Source organism: Streptomyces sp. NPDC057877, from assembly GCF_042796855.1.
GTDB lineage: Bacteria > Actinomycetota > Actinomycetes > Streptomycetales > Streptomycetaceae > Streptomyces.
Genome location: NZ_JBHVMS010000014.1, coordinates 114092 through 134580, shown reverse-complemented (window position 1 = coordinate 134580; position 20489 = coordinate 114092). Strand labels below are relative to the sequence as shown.

At 68.2% G+C, this 20489-nt stretch carries 31 protein-coding genes; 26 read left to right on the top strand and 5 right to left on the bottom strand.

Going from position 1 to position 20489, the window contains the following annotated elements; translation table 11 throughout:
- Nucleotides 1-80 precede the first annotated feature (80 nt).
- Genes ACFVQG_RS35100 through ACFVQG_RS35080 form a run of 5 tightly spaced genes read right to left on the bottom strand, consistent with a single transcriptional unit; the run spans nucleotide 81 to nucleotide 4481 of the window.
- A complete protein-coding gene (locus ACFVQG_RS35100; protein WP_383391782.1) occupies nucleotides 81-1376 on the bottom strand; it encodes a YrhB domain-containing protein in 1296 nt (431 codons plus the stop codon).
- A complete protein-coding gene (locus ACFVQG_RS35095; RefSeq protein ID WP_383391620.1) occupies nucleotides 1376-1684 on the bottom strand; it encodes a YrhB domain-containing protein in 309 nt (102 codons plus the stop codon). Before ACFVQG_RS35095 ends, ACFVQG_RS35100 begins: the two co-directional genes overlap by 1 nt.
- Nucleotides 1685-3388, bottom strand: a complete 1704-nt coding sequence (locus ACFVQG_RS35090) for a putative T7SS-secreted protein (RefSeq protein WP_383391618.1) — start codon at nucleotides 3386-3388, stop codon at nucleotides 1685-1687.
- The gene (locus ACFVQG_RS35085; protein ID WP_383391617.1) at nucleotides 3388-4065 is read right to left on the bottom strand and encodes a hypothetical protein; all 678 of its coding nucleotides are present in this window, start codon (nucleotides 4063-4065) and stop codon (nucleotides 3388-3390) included. Before ACFVQG_RS35085 ends, ACFVQG_RS35090 begins: the two co-directional genes overlap by 1 nt.
- Nucleotides 4062-4481 carry a hypothetical protein gene (locus ACFVQG_RS35080; protein ID WP_383391779.1) on the bottom strand — a complete coding sequence of 140 codons (420 nt, stop codon included), beginning with the start codon at nucleotides 4479-4481 and terminating at the stop codon, nucleotides 4062-4064. Before ACFVQG_RS35080 ends, ACFVQG_RS35085 begins: the two co-directional genes overlap by 4 nt.
- A gap of 363 nt (nucleotides 4482-4844) precedes the next feature.
- Here ACFVQG_RS35080 and ACFVQG_RS35075 point away from each other — a divergent pair, with 363 nt between their 5' ends.
- From ACFVQG_RS35075 to ACFVQG_RS34950, 26 genes are all read left to right on the top strand, one after another.
- Nucleotides 4845-5978: an endo-1,4-beta-xylanase gene (locus tag ACFVQG_RS35075; RefSeq protein WP_383391614.1), complete on the top strand. Its 1134-nt coding sequence runs from the start codon at nucleotides 4845-4847 to the stop codon at nucleotides 5976-5978.
- 50 nt (nucleotides 5979-6028) lie between these two features.
- Complete coding sequence (locus ACFVQG_RS35070; protein WP_383391611.1) at nucleotides 6029-6964, top strand: helix-turn-helix domain-containing protein; 936 nt, start codon at nucleotides 6029-6031, stop codon at nucleotides 6962-6964.
- A gap of 60 nt (nucleotides 6965-7024) precedes the next feature.
- Nucleotides 7025-7834: a carbohydrate-binding protein gene (locus ACFVQG_RS35065; RefSeq protein WP_383391608.1), complete on the top strand. Its 810-nt coding sequence runs from the start codon at nucleotides 7025-7027 to the stop codon at nucleotides 7832-7834.
- A 480-nt stretch (nucleotides 7835-8314) separates the two neighbouring features.
- The gene (gene rpsJ, locus ACFVQG_RS35060) at nucleotides 8315-8623 is read left to right on the top strand and encodes a 30S ribosomal protein S10 (protein ID WP_003948644.1); all 309 of its coding nucleotides are present in this window, start codon (nucleotides 8315-8317) and stop codon (nucleotides 8621-8623) included.
- An 18-nt stretch (nucleotides 8624-8641) separates the two neighbouring features.
- Nucleotides 8642-9286 (top strand): 50S ribosomal protein L3, encoded by a 645-nt coding sequence (gene rplC / locus ACFVQG_RS35055; protein WP_003998832.1) that lies wholly within the window; start codon nucleotides 8642-8644, stop codon nucleotides 9284-9286.
- A gap of 8 nt (nucleotides 9287-9294) precedes the next feature.
- Entirely contained in the window at nucleotides 9295-9954 is a 660-nt protein-coding gene (gene rplD / locus ACFVQG_RS35050) for a 50S ribosomal protein L4 (RefSeq protein ID WP_383391604.1), read from the top strand.
- Nucleotides 9954-10373, top strand: coding sequence for a 50S ribosomal protein L23 (gene rplW / locus ACFVQG_RS35045; protein ID WP_383391603.1), 420 nt, complete (start codon nucleotides 9954-9956; stop codon nucleotides 10371-10373). The genes rplD and rplW overlap by 1 nt, the downstream gene beginning before the upstream one ends.
- 38 nt (nucleotides 10374-10411) lie before the next feature.
- Nucleotides 10412-11248: a 50S ribosomal protein L2 gene (gene rplB, locus ACFVQG_RS35040; protein ID WP_210922733.1), complete on the top strand. Its 837-nt coding sequence runs from the start codon at nucleotides 10412-10414 to the stop codon at nucleotides 11246-11248.
- Between the two features lie 12 nt (nucleotides 11249-11260).
- Nucleotides 11261-11542 (top strand): 30S ribosomal protein S19, encoded by a 282-nt coding sequence (rpsS, locus tag ACFVQG_RS35035; RefSeq protein ID WP_383391600.1) that lies wholly within the window; start codon nucleotides 11261-11263, stop codon nucleotides 11540-11542.
- A 43-nt stretch (nucleotides 11543-11585) separates the two neighbouring features.
- Complete coding sequence (rplV, locus tag ACFVQG_RS35030) at nucleotides 11586-11933, top strand: 50S ribosomal protein L22 (RefSeq protein ID WP_019329637.1); 348 nt, start codon at nucleotides 11586-11588, stop codon at nucleotides 11931-11933.
- On the top strand, nucleotides 11933-12766 hold the full coding sequence (gene rpsC, locus ACFVQG_RS35025; RefSeq protein ID WP_383391596.1) for a 30S ribosomal protein S3: 834 nt from the start codon (nucleotides 11933-11935) through the stop codon (nucleotides 12764-12766). Before rplV ends, rpsC begins: the two co-directional genes overlap by 1 nt.
- A 4-nt stretch (nucleotides 12767-12770) precedes the next feature.
- Complete coding sequence (rplP, locus tag ACFVQG_RS35020) at nucleotides 12771-13190, top strand: 50S ribosomal protein L16 (RefSeq protein WP_210922737.1); 420 nt, start codon at nucleotides 12771-12773, stop codon at nucleotides 13188-13190.
- Nucleotides 13190-13414 carry a 50S ribosomal protein L29 gene (gene rpmC, locus ACFVQG_RS35015; protein ID WP_007494763.1) on the top strand — a complete coding sequence of 75 codons (225 nt, stop codon included), beginning with the start codon at nucleotides 13190-13192 and terminating at the stop codon, nucleotides 13412-13414. Before rplP ends, rpmC begins: the two co-directional genes overlap by 1 nt.
- On the top strand, nucleotides 13411-13695 hold the full coding sequence (rpsQ, locus tag ACFVQG_RS35010) for a 30S ribosomal protein S17 (RefSeq protein ID WP_210922739.1): 285 nt from the start codon (nucleotides 13411-13413) through the stop codon (nucleotides 13693-13695). The genes rpmC and rpsQ overlap by 4 nt, the downstream gene beginning before the upstream one ends.
- 183 nt (nucleotides 13696-13878) lie before the next feature.
- Nucleotides 13879-14247, top strand: coding sequence for a 50S ribosomal protein L14 (rplN, locus tag ACFVQG_RS35005; protein WP_003998823.1), 369 nt, complete (start codon nucleotides 13879-13881; stop codon nucleotides 14245-14247).
- A 2-nt stretch (nucleotides 14248-14249) separates the two neighbouring features.
- Nucleotides 14250-14573 (top strand): 50S ribosomal protein L24, encoded by a 324-nt coding sequence (gene rplX / locus ACFVQG_RS35000; RefSeq protein WP_383391591.1) that lies wholly within the window; start codon nucleotides 14250-14252, stop codon nucleotides 14571-14573.
- The gene (gene rplE, locus ACFVQG_RS34995; protein ID WP_383391589.1) at nucleotides 14573-15130 is read left to right on the top strand and encodes a 50S ribosomal protein L5; all 558 of its coding nucleotides are present in this window, start codon (nucleotides 14573-14575) and stop codon (nucleotides 15128-15130) included. Before rplX ends, rplE begins: the two co-directional genes overlap by 1 nt.
- A gap of 5 nt (nucleotides 15131-15135) precedes the next feature.
- On the top strand, nucleotides 15136-15321 hold the full coding sequence (locus tag ACFVQG_RS34990) for a type Z 30S ribosomal protein S14 (protein WP_003956452.1): 186 nt from the start codon (nucleotides 15136-15138) through the stop codon (nucleotides 15319-15321).
- A 266-nt stretch (nucleotides 15322-15587) separates the two neighbouring features.
- Nucleotides 15588-15986: a 30S ribosomal protein S8 gene (rpsH, locus tag ACFVQG_RS34985; RefSeq protein WP_030046382.1), complete on the top strand. Its 399-nt coding sequence runs from the start codon at nucleotides 15588-15590 to the stop codon at nucleotides 15984-15986.
- 24 nt (nucleotides 15987-16010) lie between these two features.
- The gene (gene rplF, locus ACFVQG_RS34980) at nucleotides 16011-16550 is read left to right on the top strand and encodes a 50S ribosomal protein L6 (RefSeq protein ID WP_381611522.1); all 540 of its coding nucleotides are present in this window, start codon (nucleotides 16011-16013) and stop codon (nucleotides 16548-16550) included.
- A 3-nt stretch (nucleotides 16551-16553) separates the two neighbouring features.
- Nucleotides 16554-16934 (top strand): 50S ribosomal protein L18, encoded by a 381-nt coding sequence (gene rplR / locus ACFVQG_RS34975; protein ID WP_019753098.1) that lies wholly within the window; start codon nucleotides 16554-16556, stop codon nucleotides 16932-16934.
- 41 nt (nucleotides 16935-16975) lie between these two features.
- Nucleotides 16976-17581 (top strand): 30S ribosomal protein S5, encoded by a 606-nt coding sequence (rpsE, locus tag ACFVQG_RS34970; RefSeq protein ID WP_009190144.1) that lies wholly within the window; start codon nucleotides 16976-16978, stop codon nucleotides 17579-17581.
- A gap of 2 nt (nucleotides 17582-17583) precedes the next feature.
- Entirely contained in the window at nucleotides 17584-17766 is a 183-nt protein-coding gene (gene rpmD, locus ACFVQG_RS34965) for a 50S ribosomal protein L30 (protein WP_003998814.1), read from the top strand.
- 2 nt (nucleotides 17767-17768) lie between these two features.
- On the top strand, nucleotides 17769-18224 hold the full coding sequence (gene rplO / locus ACFVQG_RS34960) for a 50S ribosomal protein L15 (protein ID WP_067018996.1): 456 nt from the start codon (nucleotides 17769-17771) through the stop codon (nucleotides 18222-18224).
- Nucleotides 18225-18468: 244 nt separating this feature from the next.
- Nucleotides 18469-19782 (top strand): preprotein translocase subunit SecY, encoded by a 1314-nt coding sequence (secY, locus tag ACFVQG_RS34955; protein WP_383391583.1) that lies wholly within the window; start codon nucleotides 18469-18471, stop codon nucleotides 19780-19782.
- Nucleotides 19782-20441 (top strand): adenylate kinase, encoded by a 660-nt coding sequence (locus ACFVQG_RS34950; protein ID WP_383391580.1) that lies wholly within the window; start codon nucleotides 19782-19784, stop codon nucleotides 20439-20441. Before secY ends, ACFVQG_RS34950 begins: the two co-directional genes overlap by 1 nt.
- Nucleotides 20442-20489: the final 48 nt, after the last annotated feature.

Sequence of the window (20489 nt, the reverse complement as noted above, 5' to 3'; positions counted from 1 at the left end):
CTTTGCTACGGCGCGTGAACGTGGGGTGGGGGTGTGTGCCGCTCGCCCGCGCTACGGCGCGCGCTGGAACCCGGGTCGCTTCAGCGGTAGCGGATCACATGCAGCCGGTGGACGCCCGTCGCGTCGAGCGACGCCGGGTTGCCGGACGCACCGTCGTACAGGGCCACGCCCCGCGGTGTCGCCGCGGCGTTCACCAGCCAGCCCACGGCCTCCCGCGACCGGCCGTCGGTGCGGCGCACCCACACCAGGGCCCGCGCTCCGGCCGGGAGGTCCGAGAGCGCTCGGAGCGTCTGCTGCCAGTCGTCGTGCTCGGAGGTGGACAGTACGGGGCCCAGTTCCGCCAGGGTCGGGGCGAACCAGGCGGCGCGGCCGGGCGCGGGCGGCAGGGGCAGGTCGGCGGAGCCCGGGGTCCCGCCCGCGTCCCAACGGGCCAGCCAGCCCCAGGGATCGGCGTTGGGCAGACCGAACGGGGCGGTCTCGTCCTTGGGGACGACCACGGTCGCGTCGAGCAGGGCGTCCTGCCAGTGGCCGTCGCGCAGGAAGCGGGTGGAGTTGCAGGAGAAGACCCAGCCCCGGGCCGTCTCGTCCCGGGCGGTCGGCGCCGCCAGTTCGACCTGTCCGTGGTAGGCGTCGGCCAGCCAGAGCCGGGCCTTCTCGACCGCCGCGGCGAAGTCGGGCGCCTGCCGCTCCCACGGCTGCCGTGCGGGCGCGTGTGCCTCCGGCAGGGACCGGAAGAGGACCAGCTCGCGCACGAGCGCCGGGTCGAGCCGGGCGAGGGACGACGTCAAGCCGTCCAGCAGGACCACGTTCCCCTTGTTGTTGTGGGCGTAGAGCAGGTTGCCGGTGGCCTCGGCGCCGCCCAGCTCGCGGCGGACCCAGACCACGCCCCGGGTGTCCGGGCCCGGCTCGGCCATGGCCCGCACCACGGCGTCCCAGTCACCCACCGGGACGGGCCGGAACCCCGGGAAATAGCGCCGCGTCAGCCTCGCCCACCAGCCGGGGGCCTCGTCGGACGGCTGCCACGGCAGCGGCGACGACGGGGCCCGGTCCAGCGCGGAGTGCACGGCCACCAGGCAGCCCCGCGCGTTGATCCGCCGCGCCTGCCCGGCCGACCGGGCGGCCGTGCGCTCCGGGTCTGCGGGGGCCAGGTCGGCGAGCGGGTCGCTGGGCGCCGGGTGGAAGGGGGCGGAGCCGTCCTTCGGCACGACGACCGAGGCCGCCAGCATCGGCGTCGCCGGGTAGCCCGGCTGGCTCAGGGTCCGGCAGGCGAACATCCAGGCGGTGGGGGTTTCGTACACCGGGTGGGGGGCGGAGAGTTCGGCCAGGCCCCGGTAGGTGTCGTTCAGCCAGGCTGTCGCTCGGGCGACGGGGTTCATCACGGGGTTTGGCTCCTCGGGGGCCAGTTGCCGGTGGCGCGCATGTCCATGTAGCGGTCCACGGGGTAGGCGGTCGGCGGGAAATGGGCCGGTGTTCCGTCGTGCGGGACGACTACGACCGAGGTGAAGGGGGCTGTGGCCATGTCGCCCGTGTCGATGTGCTCCTGGAAGTCGAAGCGGACGGTCCAGCCGTAGCCGAGTTCGATCGCCGTGTCCGGGAGCATGACGACGGAATCGGCCCGGTCCGGGTAGGCGGCCGTTTTCAGAAAACGCTCGGCCGAGGAAACTGCCTGGTCTTTGGTCACCATTTATTTGACTCCGTCGCGATAAGGGATGTGCCCGATGGACGACACGTTTCTCTCCAGGACGCCGAGCGTCCCTGTCTGGCCGTCGAGGAACACGACCCCGTGTGGTGTGCTCACGGCGTTGAAGACATGGGCGCTGCCGTCGGGGCGGCTGATGTAGACGACGCTGCGCGAGCCCTCGCCCCGGGACTGAAGATCCTTGATGATGTCATCGTAGCTGTTGACCATGTCGTACTGGCCCTTGACTCGATTCGTCACCCCGAGCTGCTCTGGTGGAATGTGGTCGGCGGCCTGCTTGGGTGCCGCGCTCACCTCTATTCCGTCCAGTTGGCGGTCGACGGTGACGACATTGTGGCTGCAGTTGTCCGTATAGCCGGGCATTCCGGTGTTGTTGACGTCCCGCAGCCATGGGTATTCGCTGTCCAGGAATTCCTGCGCGGTCTTCGGGTCGACCGATTCATAGTGAATTGCCTTTTCCGAGACGTCATTCGTGGGCTTGGCCAGCCCGCTCCAGTCCTTGGGCCCGGCGAGACCGTCGGCGTGCTTGGCGCCGGTCGTCGCCGCGCTCGGCACGCCCTCCTTCAGACCGGTCCGCAGCGCCGTACGGCCAAGGCCCGCGCCCTTGGTGCCGATCAGTTCCGGGATGAGGCGGCCGACGAACTCCGAAGGGTCCTTCTTGAAGCCGTCGACGACGGACTGGACGACGCGCTCGGGGTGGGCGGCGGTGGAGACGAGGCCGGAGAGCGTGAGGCTGACGTTCTGGAGGTACTGGGCGGGGTGCGTGAGGTTGTACGGGTCCAGCGGGTTCAGGCCCCGGACGAAGTTGACCAGGCCCGCCGTGCCCTTGAGGGCGCCGCCGACGACATGGGTGAGTTCGGTGTTGACGGCCTGGTAGCCGTCCATCAGGTTGCTGCCGAGCCGGTCCAGCGGCGGCGGTTCGGCGGGGGCGTGCGCGAGCGCCGCCCTGACCCTGCCCGCCGCCTCGGCGGCGGCGGTGTTGCGCTGCTTCCTGGCCTGGGCGAGCCGGTCGCGCGCCGCCCGCATGTCGGCCACGCCGGGGTCGTGGAACGGGCCGGGCAGCGGACCGGGGTCCTGGTCGGCCTTCAGCCTGGCGTTGTAGGTGTCGACCTTCCGGTTGTAGGCGTCGACCGCCTCCACCGAGGCCTTCTTGCCCTGCCGGTACAGCTCGATGGCCTCCCGGGCCTGCCCCTGGGCCCACTTGACCGTCCCGGCGTAGCCCTCCAGCGCCGCCGCGGCCGTCTCGCAGGCGTCCGCCGCGTGCAGCCACTTCGCGGGGTGCACGCCGAACTTCTCGCGGAAGGTGTCGCCCGCGGCGCCCTTCCAGTCGGCGGAGTCGACCTTCTTCATCCCGGTGCCGACCTTGTCGAAGGCCGACTGGAAGTCCCGCAGGTGCCCGGCGCTCTCGCGGATGCGGTCCGGGTTCCCGTGGATCAGCTCGTTGGCCTCCTCGGTCTGGCCGAGCTGCTGCTCGCCGGGCATCGCGCCGAGGTCCGCGGCGACCTCGTCGCCCCAGTCCTCCACCGCGTCGGCCGCGTCGTGCAGGCCCACGTAGTCGAGGCCGTCGCCCGCCTTGTCGGTGGCCCAGTCGACGCCCTCGCCGAGCTTCTTCTTGCCCTCGTCGACGAGGTTCTCGCCGAACTCCAGGCCGGAGTTGATGCCGCCCTTGATGTCGTCGACGATGCCCACTAGCCCTCGCCCCCGGTCTGCTGCTGGGCGGTCTGTGCGGTCTGGGCGGCCTGCGCGCGCGCCTCCGGCGACGGTCCGAACTGCTCGTCGAGCAGTCGGTCGTACTCGGCGTCCGAGACGCCCATCGCCTGGCGCATGCTGTCCGGGTTGACGCCCGGGAGGCCCACGGTCTGCGAGGTCATGACGTCGCGCCCCGCGTCCTTCCAGCCCTGCTTGCTGGTCTCCCAGGCCTGTTCGAACGACTCCTTGCTGTAGTCGACGCCGCCGCCGAAGACGCCGGAGGTGGCGACATCGCCCCAGCCCATGGCGGTGACCTCGTCCTCGGAGGCGTAGGGATTGCCGATGAGGGAGTTGGTGACGACCTTGAAGCTGCCCTCGACGTACTGCTCGGTCTCGTGGAGCGTCCCGGCTGCCAGTCCGGTCTTGACGGCGAACGCGTTGCCCTCGTGGATCAGCGCGCGCACCCCCCACTCCCAGCGCTCGCAGAACGTCCCGAACGCCTCGGTCAGCCCCTCGTGCCCGAGGTCCAGCCCGTTCAGGGCGATGTCGCCGAAGCCGCGCCCGGCACCGGCCATGCCGACCATGCCCAGTTCCTTCAGCTCGCCCAGCGCGTCGGTCAGCCCCTTGGCGACCAGTGCCATCCCGGCGGTCTTGAGGTCCGGAGCACCCCCGTTCACAGCTCGGCCCCCCACTCGCCGTCCACCGCCGCCTCGTCCGGCACGATCCCGCGCACCGGCGGGAACAGCACGCCGTCCGGGCCGTCCGCGCAGTCCAGGGCCACCCCGCAGGGCACGCCCGCCGCGGGCACGGCCACGTCCAGCAGACGGGCGCCGAGGACGCTCTGGTAGACCCACTCCCGGTGGTACTCGCCGCGCGCCTGGGCGTAGCGGGCCAGCGCCGGGCCGTCCGAGAAGGCCAGGATGAAGCGGACGCCGTTCCGGTCGGCGGTGAGGAAACCGCGCTCGTCGTCCGGGCCGGGACCGTCGCCCAAGGGCACCAGGACCGGCGTCCGGCGGAACTCCGCCAGCAGCTCCGTGACCCGCTCCCGACGCGCCACCGCCTCGGGGGGCGGCTCCTGGTCCCGCGCCGTCATCTCCACGTGGTCCTCGATCACATGCTCCTGGAGCACATGGTCCCGGAGCACATGGTCCTCGCTCCCATGGTCCTGGAGCGCATGGTCCTCGCTCCCATGGTCCTGAATCACATAGTCCTGGAGCCGTGACCTGGGGGCTCCGTTCTCCTCCGGGCTGCTTGGCCCGTCCCCGTGCGAAGGCATGCGGCGATTATGGCGATCTTCCGGCACACGACCCGCCCCGGGTCCCGGCACCTTCACGCCTCCCGCACGGATGTGTGTGCACGGGTATTGACCCACCACTCCCTCGGGCCCTAGCTTCCGTCTTCAAAAGTTTCGGATTTTACTTCGAAACATTCGAAGAAACGGAATGAGGCTTCCCGTATGAGACCCGCACGCCCCATACGTTCCCTGCGTTTCACCACCGTCGCCCTCGCCACCGCCGCCCTCACCCTCCCGCTGCTGAGCGGCGTGGCCACCGCCGAGCCCTCCGTCGAGCGGCACTCGAACGCCAAGCACGACCGGCTGCGCGTCGCGGCGCCCGACGGGTTCTTCGTGGGCACCGCCGTGGCGGGCGGCGGGCACCACCTGGAGCAGGACTATCCGGACCCGTTCACCCACGACAAGAAGTACCGGAAGATCCTCGGGCAGCAGTTCAACTCGGTCTCGCCCGAGAACCAGATGAAGTGGGAGGCCATCCACCCCGAGCGGGACCGCTACGACTTCGCCGCGGCCGACGCCATCGTGGACTTCGCCGAGCGGCACCGTCAGGTGGTGCGCGGGCACACGCTGCTGTGGCACAGCCAGAACCCGGCGTGGCTGGAGCAGGGCGACTTCTCGAAGGACGAGCTGCGCGCCATCCTGCGGGACCACATCACCACCGTCGTCGGGCGGTACGCGGGCCGCATCCAGCAGTGGGACGTCGCCAACGAGATCTTCGACGGTGAGGGCAAGCTGCGCACCCAGGAGAACATCTGGATCCGGGAGCTGGGCCCGGACATCGTCACCGACGCCTTCCGCTGGGCGCACGAGGCCGACCCCGAGGCGCAGCTGTTCTTCAACGACTACGGGGTGGAGAGCGTCAACGCCAAGAGCGACGCCTATCTCGCGCTCGTGAAGGACCTGCTGGCGCAGGGCGTTCCCGTGCACGGCTTCTCCGCGCAGGCCCACCTGAGCACCCGCTACGGCTTCCCGGGCGACCTGGAGCAGAACCTGCGGCGGTTCGGCGCGCTGGGTCTGGAGACCGCCGTCACCGAGCTGGACGTGCGGATGGACCTGCCGGAGAGCGGGGTGCCCACCCGGGCACAGCTGACGCAGCAGGCCGACTACTACCAGCGGGCGCTGTCCGCCTGCCTGGCCGTCGACGGCTGCAACTCCTTCACCATCTGGGGCTTCACCGACAAGTACTCCTGGGTCCCGGTGTTCTTCGAGGGCGAGGGCTCCGCGACCGTCATGACCGAGGACTTCGGCCGCAAGCCCGCCTTCCACGCCCTGCTGTCCACGCTGAAGAGGGCATGAGACCCTGGTGCCGCTCGATTGGTCTGTACCTGCGGCAAGGGGTCCAAGCCATGCGCGGCACCACCGTTCCACCCGGCACGCCCTGTCTCGTCCCGCGTCCCGACGAAATGCCCCTGCACCGGCTTGAGGTGGCCGGTGCGGGGGCACCCCCCTTCGCCGCGGGCAGCTTCGACGCCGTAGGGCCGCTGTCGCGGTCCGCCCGGCCGCACCGGCACACCTTCTACGAGATCGTGCACGTGACCGGCGGCTCCGGCACCCACGTCGTCGACCTCGCCCGCTGGCCGCTCGCCCCGCCGCACCTCGCCGTGCTGCGCCCCGGGCAGGTGCACCACTGGGAGCACAGCCGTCGTCTCGACGGCACCCTCGTGCTGTTCACCGAGGAATTCCTCGTCGACCATCCCGGTGATCGTGAGCTGTTGCGGCAGCTCGCCGCTCGCTCCTGGTTGCGGCCCGAGGGCGGGGAGGGAGAGTGGATCGGGCGGTTGATGGCCGAGCTGGTGGGGGAGTTCCGGCAGCGCGCCCCCGGCTACGAGAGCGTCCTGCGGTCGCTGTTGCACGTGCTCGTCGTACGGGCTTCCCGGCTCGCGGGGGACCCCGTGCCCGGTGTCATGGCCGAGGGGCGGACCGCCGCCGTCGCCGAAAGTTTCGGACGGCTGATCGCCAGTCGGGAGGCCGTCACCTGGACCGTGCGTGAGTGCGCCGAGCGGCTCGGCGTCAGCCCCGGCTACCTCACCCAGACCGTGCGCGCCGCCACCGGCCGCAGCCCCGGCCGCCTGCTGATAGAGGCCCGCACGCGGCGGGCCCAGCGGCTGCTGGCCCACACCGAGCTGTCCGTGCGGCAGGTCGCCGTCCGTACCGGGTTCACCGACCCCGCCTACTTCAGCCGCTTCTTCCGCAGGGAGACCGGGCTGAGCCCCGGGGCCTTCCGACAACACCACGCTCGAAAACACCACGGTTCCGTTGACCAGTCCCTCGAACGGGGCTGAGGCGCGGATCTAGCTTCGGTGGCGTTCCGGTACCCCCCCACACGAGGAGCGCACCAACCCATGGATGACACGAACAGTCCCCTCATCCGCCGCAAGACGGTCTTACGTGCCGCACTCGCCGCCACCGCCGCCGTCCCGGCTGCCCTGATGGGCGCCCCCGCCCTGGCCCGCACCCTCGCCCCCGGCGACGCGGCGCCCCCGCTCACCCCCGCCTGCGACGACGGGGACGACCCGACGCCGCCGCAGATGGAGGGGCCGTACTTCAAGCCCGGCTCCCCGCGCCGCGGCAGCCTGCTGGAGGCGGGCATGCCCGGGACGCGGCTCACCGTGAGCGGCTATGTCTTCGGGCTCGCCTGCCGACCCGTCGCCGGGGCCCTGCTGGACTTCTGGCAGGCCGACGCGAACGGGGCGTACGACAACACCGGCTTCCGGCTGCGCGGCCACCAGTTCACCGGGGCCGACGGCGCCTTCGTGCTCACGACGATCGTGCCCGGTCTGTACCCGGGGCGGACCCGGCACCTCCATGTGAAGGTGCAGGCGCCGAACCGTCCGGTCCTGACCACGCAGCTGTACTTCCCGAACGAGCCCCGCAACAACACCGACTCGATCTTCGACCCGCGGCTGCTGATGACCGTGCGGGATGGGGGTGGCGGCAGAGAGGGCGCCTTTGACTTCGTCCTGAACGTTCCCCAGGACCCGGGGCCTGATCCGACCCCGACTCCCACGGGGGGTACCTGGACGCAGGGAGCCACCTACCGAGTCGGTGACCGCGTCACCTACGCCGGGCGCGCCTACGCCTGTCTCCAGGCCCACACCGCCCAGCCCGGCTGGGAGCCCCCGGCCGCCCCGGCCCTGTGGCGGGCGGTCTGACGGTTCGCGTTCGCCTTCCGGGGCCGTTCCCGCGTAGCCCCGGGAGGCGATCCTGGTCCCCGCGTTTGACCTACGTCACGGTCGGGGTAATCTCTTCCGCTCGATTGGCCAGGCCCCTGCCCCATATGGCAGACTGTCCGAGTTGCTCGGTCGAGTGTTGATGCTGCGCGCCTCCCGCCGGGAGGACCGGAAGCGAGTCCCACAGTACTCGTCGTCCCAACTGCCGTAAGGCAGCAATGGGGCGGACGTACGGGAATCTTCCGGGAAGCGTGGGCGCGGCGCCGGCCAGGCGCCCGGTGGGTCTTTCGCCCCCGGTCCAGCGGTTCCGTAAGGGCCGTGCTCCCCAGCAGGGATGTTCGAACAAGGGACATTCATGTCAGCGAGAGCGCGACACGCCCGACCGCGTGGGTCGGAGAAGGACCAGCAGTAAACCCCCACCGGGTTCCAGAGCGTAAAGAGAGACAGGACTACGAAGTAGCCATGGCGGGACAGAAGATCCGCATCCGGCTCAAGGCCTACGACCACGAGGTCATCGACTCTTCGGCGAAGAAGATCGTCGAGACGGTGACGCGCACTGGTGCGTCGGTCGCAGGCCCGGTGCCGCTGCCCACTGAGAAGAACGTGTACTGCGTCATCAAGTCGCCGCACAAGTACAAGGACTCGCGCGAGCACTTCGAGATGCGCACGCACAAGCGCCTGATCGACATCCTCGACCCGACCCCCAAGACCGTTGACTCTCTGATGCGACTCGACCTCCCGGCCGGTGTCGACATCGAGATCAAGCTCTGAGGCCTGGTGATCTGAGAGATGGCTAAGCAGATCAAGGGCATCCTGGGCGAGAAGCTCGGCATGACGCAGGTGTGGGACGAGAACAACCGCGTTGTTCCCGTCACCGTCGTCAAGGCCGGGCCCAATGTCGTGACCCAGGTCCGTACCAACGACGTCGACGGCTACGAGTCCGTCCAGCTCGCCTTCGGCGAGATCGACCCGCGCAAGGTGAACAAGCCCCTCAAGGGCCACTTCGCCAAGGCCGACGTCACCCCGCGCCGTCACCTCGTCGAGATCCGTACCGCTGACGCCAGCGAGTACACCCTCGGCCAGGAAGTCACCGCCGAGGTGTTCGAGGCCGGTGTCAAGGTCGACGTGACCGGCAAGAGCAAGGGCAAGGGCTTCGCCGGTGTCATGAAGCGCCACAACTTCCGTGGCCTCGGCGCCGGACACGGCACCCAGCGCAAGCACCGCTCGCCCGGTTCCATCGGTGGCTGCGCCACCCCGGGCCGTGTGTTCAAGGGCCTCCGCATGGCGGGTCGCATGGGCAACGAGCGGGTCACCACCCAGAACCTGACCGTCCACGCCGTTGACGCGGAGAAGGGTCTGCTGCTCATCAAGGGCGCGGTTCCCGGTCCGAACGGCGGCCTCGTCCTGGTCCGCACCGCGGCCAAGGGGGCCTGAGGTAACCGATGAGCACTGTTGACATCCTTTCGCCGGCGGGCGACAAGGCCGGTACCGTCGAGCTCCCCGCGGAGATCTTCGGCGTTGAGAAGGTCAGCATCCCGCTGATCCACCAGGTCGTCGTCGCACAGCTGGCCGCTGCCCGCCAGGGCACCCACAAGACCAAGACGCGCGGCGAGGTCCGCGGCGGTGGCAAGAAGCCGTACCGCCAGAAGGGCACCGGTCGCGCCCGTCAGGGTTCGACCCGCGCGCCGCAGTTCGCCGGTGGTGGCGTCGTGCACGGTCCCGTGCCGCGCGACTACTCGCAGCGCACCCCGAAGAAGATGAAGGCCGCCGCTCTGCGGCACGCCCTCACCGACCGGGCGCGTCACGACCGCATCCACGTCGTCTCCGGCGTGATCGAGGGCGACACCCCCTCCACCAAGGCCGCGAAGAGCCTGTTCGGCAAGATCAGCGAGCGCAAGAACCTGCTCCTGGTCGTCGACCGCGCCGACGAGGCCGCGTGGCTGTCCGCCCGCAACCTGCCCCAGGTCCACATCCTGGAGCCGGGCCAGCTGAACACGTACGACGTTCTCGTCTCGGACGACGTGGTCTTCACCCAGGCCGCTTTCGAGTCCTTCGTGTCCGGCCCGAAGGCCGCCACCGACACCGAAGGGAGCGAGGTCTGATGGCCATCCGCCACCCCTCCATCGCCTCGAAGGCCGCCAAGGCCGCCAAGGCCGCGCGCGTCGCCAAGGCGCGTCGCCACGCCGCCGAGGGCAAGAACACCGTCGTCACCCCGGCCAGCAAGTCGTTCTCGGACCCCCGGGACGTGCTGCTGAAGCCGGTCGTGTCCGAGAAGAGCTACGCGCTTCTCGACGAGAACAAGTACACGTTCATCGTCGCGCCGGGCTCCAACAAGACCCAGATCAAGGAGGCCGTCCAGGCGGTCTTCTCGGTCAAGGTCACCGGGGTCAACACGATCAACCGCCAGGGCAAGCGCAAGCGGACCCGCACGGGCTTCGGCCAGCGTGCCGCCACCAAGCGCGCGATCGTGACCCTCGCCGAGGGCGACCGTATCGACATCTTCGGCGGTCCGACCGCGTAAGCGGGTCGGATCGTCCGATATCGGACGAGGACTGAGAAATGGGAATCCGCAAGTACAAGCCGACTACGCCGGGCCGTCGTGGCGCCAGCGTCGCCGACTTCGTCGAGGTCACGCGGTCCACGCCGGAGAAGTCGCTGGTTCGTCCCCTGCACAGCAAGGGCGGCCGTAACAATTCCGGTCGTGTGACCGTCCGCCACCAGGGTGGTGGCCACAAGCGCGCCTACCGCGTGATCGACTTCCGTCGTCACGACAAGGACGGCGTGCCGGCGAAGGTCGCGCACATCGAGTACGACCCCAACCGCACCGCGCGCATCGCGCTGCTGCACTACGCCGACGGCGAGAAGCGCTACATCCTCGCGCCGCGCGGCCTGTCGCAGGGCGACCGCATCGAGAACGGTCCCGGGGCCGACATCAAGCCGGGCAACAACCTCGCCCTGCGCAACATCCCGGTCGGTACCACGCTGCACGCCATCGAGCTGCGGCCGGGCGGCGGCGCCAAGTTCGCCCGCTCCGCCGGCGCCTCGGTGCAGCTGCTCGCGAAGGAGGGCTCGATGGCCCACCTGCGCATGCCGTCCGGTGAGATCCGCCTGGTCGACGTCCGCTGCCGCGCCACTGTCGGCGAGGTCGGCAACGCCGAGCAGTCGAACATCAACTGGGGCAAGGCGGGCCGCAAGCGGTGGCTGGGCGTTCGCCCGACCGTCCGTGGTGTCGTCATGAACCCGGTCGACCACCCGCACGGTGGTGGTGAGGGCCGGACCTCCGGTGGCCGCCACCCCGTGTCCCCGTGGGGCAAGAAGGAAGGCCGTACTCGTTCGCCCAAGAAGGCGTCGAACAAGTACATCGTCCGCCGCCGCAAGACGAACAAGAAGCGCTAAGGACGGGTTGAGATGCCTCGTAGCCTGAAGAAGGGGCCCTTCGTCGACGACCACCTGATCAAGAAGGTGGAAGCCCAGAACGAAGCCGGCACCAAGAACGTCATCAAGACCTGGTCCCGCCGCTCGATGATCGTCCCGGACATGCTCGGACACACGATCGCGGTGCACAACGGCAAGACCCACATCCCGGTGTTCGTCACCGAGTCGATGGTCGGCCACAAGCTCGGCGAGTTCTCGCCGACCCGCACCTTCCGGGGCCACGTCAAGGACGACCGGAAGTCGAAGCGCCGCTAGCAGCGGATCGCATTCAGACACGTAAGAAACTGAAGGGACAACCATGGAAGCCAGGGCCCAGGCGCGGTACATCCGCGTCACGCCCATGAAGGCCCGCCGCGTGGTGGACCTCATCCGTGGCATGGACGCCACGGAGGCCCAGGCTGTTCTGCGATTCGCTCCGCAGGCAGCCTCCGTGCCGGTCGGCAAGGTGCTCGACAGCGCCATCGCCAACGCCGCGCACAACTACGACCACACCGACGCCGACAGCCTCTACATCTCCGAGGCGTACGTCGACGAGGGCCCGACCCTGAAGCGGTTCCGGCCGCGCGCCCAGGGCCGCGCCTACCGGATCCGCAAGCGGACCAGCCACATCACCGTGGTCGTCAGCAGCAAGGAAGGAACCCGGTAATGGGCCAGAAGGTAAACCCGCATGGGTTCCGGCTCGGTGTCACGACCGACTTCAAGTCGCGTTGGTACGCCGACAAGCTGTACAAGGACTACGTCAAGGAAGACGTCGCCATCCGTCGGATGATGACGTCCGGTATGGAGCGCGCCGGTATCTCGAAGGTTGAGATCGAGCGCACCCGTGACCGCGTCCGCGTCGACATCCACACCGCGCGTCCGGGCATCGTCATCGGCCGCCGTGGCGCCGAGGCCGACCGTATCCGCGGCGACCTGGAGAAGCTGACCGGCAAGCAGGTCCAGCTGAACATCCTCGAGGTCAAGAACCCGGAGACGGACGCTCAGTTGGTGGCCCAGGCCGTCGCCGAGCAGCTGTCCTCCCGTGTCTCCTTCCGCCGCGCCATGCGCAAGAGCATGCAGTCGGCGATGAAGGCGGGCGCCAAGGGCATCAAGATCCAGTGCGGTGGCCGTCTCGGCGGCGCCGAGATGTCCCGCTCGGAGTTCTACCGCGAGGGCCGTGTGCCCCTGCACACGCTCCGCGCGAACGTCGACTACGGCTTCTTCGAGGCCAAGACGACCTTCGGCCGCATCGGTGTGAAGGTCTGGATCTACAAGGGCGACGTCAAGAACATCGCCGAGGTCCGCGCCGAGAACGCCGCTGCCCGTGCGGGTAACCGCCCGGCCCGCGGTGGCGGCTCCGACCGCCCGGCCCGTGGTGGCCGCGGTGGCGAGCGGCGCGGTCGCAAGCCGCAGCAGTCCGCCCCGGCTGCCGAGGCCAGCAAGGCGGAGGCCCCGGCCGCCGCCGCGGCCGAGCCGAGCGCTGCCGGAAAGGAGAGCTGACCCCATGCTGATCCCCCGTAGGGTCAAGCACCGCAAGCAGCACCACCCCAAGCGCAGCGGCGCTGCCAAGGGTGGTACGCAGGTTGCGTTCGGCGAATACGGCATCCAGGCGCTGACCCCGGCGTACGTCACGAACCGCCAGATCGAGGCGGCTCGTATCGCCATGACCCGTCACATCAAGCGTGGCGGCAAGGTCTGGATCAACATCTACCCGGACCGCCCCCTCACCAAGAAGCCCGCCGAGACCCGCATGGGTTCCGGTAAGGGTTCGCCGGAGTGGTGGGTGGCCAACGTCAAGCCCGGACGCGTGATGTTCGAGCTGTCGTACCCCAACGAGAAGATCGCCCGTGAGGCGCTCACGCGTGCGGCCCACAAGCTGCCGATGAAGTGCCGGATCGTCAAGCGCGAGGCAGGTGAAGCGTGATGTCGGCCGGTACCAAGGCGTCCGAGCTGCGCGAGCTGGGCAACGAGGAGCTTCTGGCGAAGCTCCGCGAGGCCAAGGAAGAGCTGTTCAACCTCCGCTTCCAGGCGGCCACGGGTCAGCTCGAAAACCACGGTCGGCTGAAGGCCGTCCGCAAGGACATCGCGCGGATCTACACCCTGATGCGCGAGCGCGAGCTGGGCATCGAAACGGTGGAGAACGCATGAGCGAGAACAACGTGACTGAGTCGAAGACCGAGCGCAACGCCCGCAAGACCCGTGAGGGTTACGTCGTCAGCGACAAGATGGACAAGACCGTCGTCGTCGCTGTCGAGGACCGCGTGAAGCACGCGCTGTACGGCAAGGTCCTCCGCCGTACGAACAAGCTCAAGGCGCACGACGAGCAGAACGCGGCAGGCGTCGGCGACCGGGTCCTCCTGATGGAGACCCGCAAGCTGTCCGCTTCCAAGCACTGGCGCGTCGTCGAGATCCTCGAGAAGGCCAAGTAGTCCCTGCGGGGCTTCGGCCTCGGGGACAGGTTCCGCCTACTCGGCGGGCGGGTCCGTAAGTCACTTACGGACCCGCCCGCCGGGACCGGCAAGTCATTCCTGCGGGGCAGACCTCGCAGGACGTTCCGCCAGGCTCTCCGGCTCAACGCCCGGAGGGAACCGGCAGACAAACAGGAGATAGACGTGATCCAGCAGGAGTCGCGACTGCGTGTCGCCGACAACACTGGTGCGAAGGAGATCCTTTGCATCCGTGTGCTCGGTGGCTCCGGTCGCCGCTACGCGGGCATCGGTGACGTCATCGTCGCCACCGTCAAGGACGCGATCCCCGGTGGCAACGTGAAGAAGGGTGACGTCGTCAAGGCGGTCATCGTTCGCACCGTCAAGGAGCGCCGCCGTCCGGACGGCTCGTACATCCGCTTCGACGAGAACGCCGCCGTCATTCTGAAGAACGACGGCGACCCTCGCGGCACCCGTATCTTCGGCCCGGTCGGCCGTGAGCTGCGCGAGAAGAAGTTCATGAAGATCATCTCGCTCGCGCCGGAGGTGCTGTAAGCATGAAGATCAAGAAGGGCGACCTGGTCCAGGTCATCACCGGTAAGGACAAGGGCAAGCAGGGCAAGGTCATTGCCGCTTACCCGCGCGACGAGCGCGTCCTGGTCGAGGGTGTCAACCGGGTCAAGAAGCACACCAAGGCCGGTCCGACCGCTCGCGGTTCGCAGGCCGGCGGCATCGTCACGACCGAGGCGCCGATCCACGTCTCCAACGTCCAGCTGGTCGTTGAGAAGGACGGCAAGAAGGTCGTCACGCGTGTCGGCTTCCGCTTCGACGACGAAGGCAACAAGATCCGCGTTGCCAAGCGGACGGGTGAGGACATCTGATGGCTACCACCACTGCTCCGCGTCTGAAGACGAAGTACCGCGAGGAGATCGCGGGCAAGCTGCGTGACGAGTTCAAGTACGAGAACGTCATGCAGGTCCCCGGCCTCGTCAAGATCGTGGTCAACATGGGTGTGGGCGACGCCGCCCGCGACTCCAAGCTGATTGAGGGCGCCATCCGCGACCTCACCACGATCACCGGTCAGAAGCCGGCCGTCACCAAGGCCCGCAAGTCCATCGCGCAGTTCAAGCTGCGTGAGGGCCAGCCGATCGGTGCCCACGTCACGCTCCGTGGCGACCGCATGTGGGAGTTCCTGGACCGCACCCTGTCGCTCGCGCTGCCGCGCATCCGCGACTTCCGTGGTCTGTCCCCCAAGCAGTTCGACGGCCGTGGCAACTACACCTTCGGTCTCACGGAGCAGGTCATGTTCCACGAGATCGACCAGGACAAGATCGACCGCGTCCGGGGTATGGACATCACCGTGGTCACCACGGCGACCAACGACGCTGAGGGCCGCGCGCTCCTTCGTCACCTCGGCTTCCCCTTCAAGGAGGCGTGAGCGAGATGGCGAAGAAGGCTCTGATCGCTAAGGCTGCTCGCAAGCCCAAGTTCGGTGTGCGCGCGTACACCCGCTGCCAGCGCTGCGGCCGTCCGCACTCCGTGTACCGCAAGTTCGGCCTCTGCCGCGTGTGCCTTCGTGAGATGGCTCACCGGGGCGAGCTGCCGGGCGTGACCAAGAGTTCCTGGTAGTCCCTCCCTCCCGTCGCCCGACCACCGCCCCTCAAGGGCGGCCCTTCGGGCCGACTGGTTGGATTGGGGATTCCGGAAGCTCTCGGTAAGTAAAGGGCGGTGTCAGGTGCCCACCCCTTCATGGCTTAGGCTAGGAGGGTTGGGCGCCTGGACGCCCAGACGACTTACTACGCCGTAGGTCCACCGCGCCGCACCCGTCCCGTCTCGGATCGGGGAGAGGGATGGCGCACCAGGAAACCCCGGCGAGAGAGGCCGAAGGCCAATTCATGACCATGACTGATCCGATCGCAGACATGCTGACGCGTCTGCGGAACGCGAACTCGGCGTACCACGACTCCGTGACGATGCCGGCGTCCAAGATCAAGTCTCACATCGCGGAGATCCTCCAGCAGGAGGGCTTCATCACGGGCTGGCGCGTCGAGGACGCGGAGGTCGGCAAGAACCTCGTCCTGGAGCTGAAGTTCGGCCCCAACCGTGAGCGCTCCATCGCGGGCATCAAGCGGATCTCCAAGCCCGGTCTCCGGGTGTACGCGAAGTCCACCAACCTGCCGAAGGTGCTCGGCGGCCTGGGCGTGGCCATCATCTCCACGTCGCACGGGCTCCTCACCGACAAGCAGGCCGGCAAGAAGGGCGTGGGTGGGGAAGTCCTCGCCTACGTCTGGTAGCGGAAGGGAACGGAGGAAACAGCTATGTCGCGCATCGGCAAGCTCCCCATCGCGGTTCCCGCCGGCGTGGACGTCACCATCGACGGCCAGACGGTTTCGGTCAAGGGCCCCAAGGGCCAGCTGACCCACACCGTCGCGGCGCCGATCGAGATCGCCAAGGGTGAGGACGGCGTGCTCAACGTCACCCGCCCCAACGACGAGCGTCAGAACAAGGCCCTGCACGGCCTGTCCCGCACGCTGGTGGCGAACATGATCACCGGCGTGACCCAGGGTTACGTGAAGAAGCTCGAAATCAGCGGTGTCGGTTACCGCGTTGTCGCCAAGGGCTCGAACCTGGAGTTCTCCCTCGGCTACAGCCACCCGATCCTCGTCGAGGCCCCCGAGGGCATCACCTTCAAGGTCGAGGCCCCCACCCGTTTCTCGGTCGAGGGCATCGACAAGCAGAAGGTCGGCGAGGTCGCGGCCAACATCCGCAAGCTGCGCAAGCCCGACCCGTACAAGGCCAAGGGCGTCAAGTACGAGGGCGAAGTCATCCGCCGCAAGGTCGGAAAGGCGGGTAAGTAAGCCATGGCATACGGGCAGAAGATCCTGAAGGGCGACGCCTACAAGCGCGCCGCGATCAAGCGTCGGCACATCCGGATCCGCAAGCGGATCAACGGTACGGCCGAGCGCCCCCGTCTGGTCGTGACCCGCTCGAACCGTCACATCGTGGCGCAGGTGATCGACGACCTGAAGGGTCACACCCTGGCGTCGGCGTCGTCCCTGGACGCGTCGATCCGCGGTGCCGAGGACAAGTCCTCGCAGGCCAAGAAGGTCGGCGCCCTGGTCGCCGAGCGTGCCAAGGCCGCCGGTGTCGAGGCCGTCGTGTTCGACCGTGGTGGCAACCAGTACGCCGGGCGCATCGCCGCCCTGGCGGACGCCGCCCGCGAGGCCGGGCTCAAGTTCTGAGCCGGTTCCGTAGCTAGCGGAAACAGAGAGAGGTAATTCCAATGGCTGGACCCCAGCGCCGCGGTGGCGGTGCCGGTGGCGGCGAGCGGCGGGACCGGAAGGGCCGTGACGGCGGCGCTGCTGCCGCCGAGAAGACCGCGTACGTTGAGCGCGTTGTCGCGATCAACCGCGTCGCCAAGGTTGTGAAGGGTGGTCGTCGCTTCAGCTTCACCGCGCTGGTCGTGGTGGGCGACGGTGACGGCACCGTCGGTGTCGGATACGGCAAGGCCAAGGAGGTGCCGGCCGCCATCGCCAAGGGCGTTGAGGAGGCCAAGAAGCACTTCTTCAAGGTCCCCCGGATCCAGGGCACCATCCCGCACCCCATCCAGGGTGAGAAGGCTGCCGGTGTGGTGCTGCTCAAGCCCGCGTCGCCCGGTACCGGTGTTATCGCCGGTGGTCCGGTGCGTGCCGTGCTCGAGTGCGCCGGTATCCACGACGTGCTGTCGAAGTCGCTCGGCTCCGACAACGCCATCAACATCGTGCACGCGACCGTGGAGGCCCTGAAGGGTCTTCAGCGTCCCGAGGAGATCGCGGCCCGCCGCGGTCTGCCGCTCGAGGACGTCGCCCCCGCGGCCCTGCTCCGTGCGCGTGCCGGGGCGGGTGCGTAATCATGGCGCAGCTCAAGATCACGCAGGTCAAGTCCTACATCGGCAGCAAGCAGAACCACCGTGACACCCTGCGGTCGCTTGGTCTCAAGGGGATCAACACCGTGGTCGTCAAGGAGGACCGCCCCGAGTTCCGCGGCATGGTGCACACCGTCCGCCACCTCGTGACGGTCGAGGAGGTCGACTGATCATGGCGGAGAACAACCCGCTCAAGATCCACAACCTCCGTCCCGCCCCGGGCGCCAAGACCGCCAAGACCCGTGTGGGTCGTGGTGAGGCGTCGAAGGGTAAGACGGCCGGTCGTGGTACCAAGGGCACCAAGGCCCGTTACCAGGTTCCGGAGCGCTTCGAGGGTGGGCAGATGCCCCTCCACATGCGCCTCCCGAAGCTGAAGGGCTTCAAGAACCCGTTCAAGACCGAGTACCAGGTCGTGAACCTCGACAAGCTGGCCGCCCTCTACCCCGAGGGTGGCGAGGTCACCGTCGAGGGTCTGGTGGCCAAGGGTGCCGTTCGCAAGAACAGCCTCGTCAAGGTGCTCGGCCAGGGCGAGATCTCCGTGGCGCTGCAGGTGACGGTCGACGCCGTCTCCGGTTCCGCCAAGGAGAAGATCACCGCCGCCGGCGGTACCGTCACCGAGCTCGTCTGAACACCACAGGCGTCTCGATGACTTGAGCGATCCCGACCGGGGATACCCCACAAATGGGGTATCCCCGGTTGGTCGTTCCAAGGGTGGCAGTCTCGCCGGTAAGGTGGCCTGCACTGCCAACTTTCACCGGGGTACCTCACAAGGGCACTCCGAGCGGCGGTTGGCCGTTACCTAAGTCGTTGTTTCATTGGACCTTCAAGACCGTCACCCTTGACGCAGATGCGCGGGGGTCGCAGGAGGCACCGTGCTCACCGCGTTCGCCCGGGCGTTCAAGACGCCCGACCTGCGCAAGAAGCTGCTCTTCACGCTCGGCATCATCGTGGTGTACCGGATCGGTACGCACATTCCGATCCCGGGTGTCGACTACCGGAGCGTCCAGACCTGTATCGACGTCGCCGAGGGCAACCAGGGTCTGTTCGGCCTGGTCAACATGTTCAGTGGCGGTGCGCTGCTCCAGATCACGATCTTCGCGCTCGGCATCATGCCGTACATCACCGCGAGCATCATCCTCCAGCTGCTGACGGTGGTCATCCCCCGTCTGGAGGCCCTCAAGAAGGAGGGCCAGGCCGGAACCGCGAAGATCACGCAGTACACCCGCTATCTGACGGTCGCGCTCGCCGTGCTGCAGGGCACCGGCCTGGTGGCCACCGCCCGCAGCGGCGCCCTGTTCAGCGGCTGCCCCGTCGCCTCGGAGATCGTCCCGGACCGTTCGATCTTCGTGACGATCACCATGGTCGTCACGATGACCGCGGGTACGGCCGTCGTCATGTGGCTCGGTGAGCTGATCACCGACCGCGGCATCGGCAACGGCATGTCGATCCTGATGTTCATCTCGATCGCCGCCACCTTCCCGTCCGCGCTGTGGGCCATCAAGCAGCAGGGCACCCTGGCCGACGGCTGGATCGAGTTCGGCACGGTCATCGCGGTCGGCCTGGTCATGGTCGGCCTGGTGGTCTTCGTCGAGCAGGCCCAGCGCCGCATTCCGGTGCAGTACGCGAAGCGCATGATCGGCCGCCGGTCCTACGGCGGCACGTCCACCTACATCCCCCTCAAGGTGAACCAGGCGGGTGTGATCCCCGTCATCTTCGCCTCGTCGCTGCTCTATATCCCTGCCCTGATCGCCCAGTTCTCCAGCGGAAATTCTTCGTGGAAGACGTGGATCGAGGGACACCTCGTCCAGGGCGACCACCCGATTTACATCAGTCTGTACTTCTTGCTCATCGTGTTCTTCGCGTTCTTCTACGTGGCGATCTCCTTCAACCCCGAGGAAGTCGCGGACAACATGAAGAAGTATGGTGGCTTCATCCCGGGCATCCGGGCTGGCCGACCGACCGCTGAGTATCTGAGTTACGTACTCAACCGGATCACCTGGCCGGGTTCGCTGTACTTGGGTCTGATCGCTCTCGTTCCAACAATGGCGTTGGTTGGTTTCGGGGCAAACCAGAACTTCCCGTTCGGCGGTACCAGCATCCTGATCATCGTGGGTGTCGGTCTCGAGACGGTGAAGCAGATCGAGAGCCAGCTCCAGCAGCGCAATTACGAAGGGTTCCTCCGCTGATGCGAATCGTCCTCGTCGGGCCACCGGGCGCGGGCAAGGGTACGCAAGCCACCCGCCTTGCCGAGAAGCTGTCGATCCCGCACATCTCCACGGGTGACCTGTTCCGCGCCAACATCAGCCAGCAGACGGAGCTGGGGAAGCTCGCCAAGTCCTACATGGACGCGGGCAACCTCGTGCCGGACGAGGTCACCATCGCGATGGCCAAGGACCGCATGGAACAGCCCGACGCGGAGAACGGCTTCCTGCTGGACGGCTTCCCGCGCAACGTCTCGCAGGCGGAGGCGCTCGACGAGCTGCTCACCGCCGAGTCCATGGAGCTGGACGCGGTGCTGGACCTGGAGGCCCCCGAGGACGAGGTCGTCAAGCGGATCGCCGGGCGGCGGATCTGCCGCAAGGACTCCAGCCACGTCTTCCACGTCACGTACAGCGCGCCGAAGCAGGAGGGCGTCTGCGACGTCTGCGGCGGTGAGCTGTACCAGCGCGACGACGACTCCGAGGAGACGGTCCGCAAGCGGCTGGAGGTCTACCACACGCAGACCGAGCCGATCATCGACTACTACAAGGCGCAGGGGCTGGTCGTGACCATCTCCGCGCTGGGTGCGGTGGACGAGATCACGGGCCGCGCGCTGGAGGCGCTCAAGCGCGAGGACGAGCAGTAGTCCTCCCGGCCCCTTCCGGATCCACACGCTGTCACGGCCGCGGTCCCT